The sequence below is a fragment of the Mycobacterium sp. TH-M82 genome (assembly GCF_057473605.1).
This window is the reverse complement of sequence record NZ_JBYCKY010000912.1, coordinates 1-1808: the sequence shown is the minus strand read 5'-3', so window position 1 is coordinate 1808 and position 1808 is coordinate 1. Positions and strand designations below refer to the sequence as shown.

Genomic DNA, 1808 nt, shown 5'->3' with positions numbered 1-1808 from the left:
TGATCTCCAAGGTGCCCAACACCTTGCACACGCCGCTGATGTCGGGCACCAACGCCATCCACGGCATCGTGGTGCTCGGCGCGCTGCTGCTGCTGGGCCGCATCGAGCACCCCTCGGTGGCGCTGCAGGTGATTCTGTTCGTGGCGCTGGTGTTCGGCACCCTGAACGTCATCGGCGGCTTCATCGTCACCGACCGGATGCTGGGCATGTTCAAAGGTAAAAAGTCGCAACCGGTCAAGACCGAGACGAACGGGCAGGGCTGATGACCGCCCTGGTCCTGGCCCTCTACGTCGTCGCGTTCTCGATGTTCATCTACGGGATGATGGGGCTCACCGGCCCGAGGACCGCGGTGCGCGGCAACCTGATCGCCGCGGTGGGCATGGTGATCGCGGTGTCGGCCACGCTGGTGTTGATCCGGCACACCGGCCAGTGGCTGCTGATCATCGCCGGCCTGCTGCTCGGGGTGGTGCTCGGGGTGCCGCCGGCCCGGCTCACCAAGATGACGGCGATGCCGCAGCTGGTGGCGTTCTTCAACGGCGTCGGCGGCGGCACGGTGGCGTTGATCGCACTGTCGGAATTCATTGAGACCACCGGCTTCTCGGACTTCCAGTACGGTGAGGAGCCGACCGCGCACATCGTGGTGGCCTCGCTGTTCGCGGCGATCATCGGGTCGATCTCGTTCTGGGGTTCGGTGATCGCGTTCGGCAAGCTACAGGAGATCATCCCTGGCCGGCCGATCGGGCTGGGACACGTTCAGCACTACCTCAACATTGTGCTGCTGGTGGCGGCCGTGGTGTGCGCGGTGGTCATCGGCCTTGATGCGCACCCTGGCAGCGGCGGCGTCTCGCTGTGGTGGATGATCGCCCTGTTGGCCGCTGCCGCGGTGCTGGGGCTGATGGTGGTGCTGCCGATCGGCGGCGCCGACATGCCGGTGGTCATCTCGCTGCTCAACGCGCTGACGGGGCTCTCGGCCGCGGCCGCCGGGCTGGCGTTGAACAACACCGCGATGATCGTGGCCGGGATGATCGTCGGGGCCTCCGGCTCGATCCTGACCAACCTGATGGCCAAGGCGATGAATCGGTCCATCCCGGGGATCGTGGCCGGTGGGTTCGGCGGTGGCGGAGTCGCGGTCACGTCCGCCGGCGGGGTGGATCGCGTCGCCAAGGCCACGTCGGCGGCCGACGCCGCGATTCAGATGGCCTACGCCAACCAGGTGATCGTGGTGCCGGGCTACGGCATGGCGGTCGCGCAGGCCCAGCATGCGGTCAAGGACATGGCCACCCTGCTCGAGTCGCGGGGAGTGCCGGTCAAATACGCCATCCACCCGGTCGCGGGCCGGATGCCCGGCCACATGAACGTGCTGCTGGCCGAGGCCGACGTCGAATACGACGCGTTGAAGGAGATGGACGACATCAACGACGAGTTCGCCCGGACCGACGTCGCGATCGTCATCGGCGCCAACGACGTGACGAATCCGGCGGCGCGCAACGAGCCGAACAGCCCGATCTATGGCATGCCGATTCTCAACGTGGACAAAGCCCGGTCGGTGATCGTGCTGAAGCGGTCGATGAACTCCGGCTTCGCGGGCATCGACAACCCGCTGTTCTACGCCGAGGGCACCACCATGCTGTTCGGCGACGCCAAGAAATCAGTCTCCGCGGTGACCGAGGAACTCAAAGCCCTTTAGACCGGTGGATAGCCAGGCGGTGGGTAGCCTTGGCCGTCGAGGACGCCACGGAAACCCCACGGCATGTATCTGAAAAACCACTCGATCTCGTCTGCCCCGTCATAGTCGGGATTGGGATCAA

At 65.9% G+C, this 1808-nt stretch carries 2 protein-coding genes; both read left to right on the top strand.

Features of this window, described 5'->3' with window-relative positions:
• Positions 1-263, top strand: a 263-nt coding sequence (locus AC2VON_RS26720) for an NAD(P) transhydrogenase subunit alpha part 2 (RefSeq protein ID WP_486955471.1), incomplete at its 5' end; no start/stop codon positions are given.
• Positions 263-1687, top strand: a complete 1425-nt coding sequence (locus AC2VON_RS26715) for an NAD(P)(+) transhydrogenase (Re/Si-specific) subunit beta (RefSeq protein WP_486955470.1) — start codon at positions 263-265, stop codon at positions 1685-1687. The genes AC2VON_RS26720 and AC2VON_RS26715, both read left to right, overlap by 1 nt.
• Positions 1688-1808 lie beyond the last annotated feature (121 nt).

Coding starts and splice junctions, on each gene's coding strand:
- AC2VON_RS26715 (WP_486955470.1), top strand. CDS start 263: ATGACCGCCCTGGTCCTGGCCCTCTACGTCGTCGCGTTCTCGATGTTC.